This window comes from Salinimicrobium oceani (assembly GCF_012037645.1).
Genome location: NZ_JAAVJR010000368.1, coordinates 1 through 527, shown reverse-complemented (window position 1 = coordinate 527; position 527 = coordinate 1). Strand labels below are relative to the sequence as shown.

General features: G+C 37.2%; 1 protein-coding gene. It reads left to right on the top strand.

The annotated features are described in order from the left end of the window. Window positions 1–29: 29 nt before the first annotated feature. Window positions 30–527, top strand: a 498-nt coding sequence (locus HC175_RS24330; protein WP_168139547.1) for a glycosyltransferase, incomplete at its 3' end; no start/stop codon positions are given.

The following is a 527-nucleotide window of genomic DNA, read 5'->3' as shown; positions in this document are numbered from 1 at the left end:
AGTTAAAAGATCGATTGACAGCCGGAAAAGTGGATTTTTTTCTTTGCAACTCCAATGCTATAAAGAAGACAAATGTTAGAGCTTTAAATATAGACGGGAACAAAGTGCAAGTCATCTATCGCGGTAGGTGTCTTGAAGACTTTAGTGCCACAACAGAAGCTCAACCCTCTCTTCTCAGAGAATTGAATTGGACAGGGCAAAAGATATTTCTTAATGTAGGAAGGCTGAATAAAGGCAAAGGACAAATTGACTTGTTGAAGGCTTTTACAGTAATCAACAAGAACAATCCTAATACTCTTCTGATCATTGCCGGAGAAGGCAGCTTGAGGAGTGAGCTAGAAAAGTTAATAATTGAATTACAGCTACAAAAAAAGGTTTTTTTAATGGGATACAGAGAAGATATCCCTTCTCTTCTTTCGGTAGCCGATTTCTTTGTTTTTCCTACTTATTATGAAGGCCTTCCCGGCTCTTTAGTGGAGGCAATTATTTCTAAAATTCCGGTAATTGTTTCTGACATATCAGAAAAT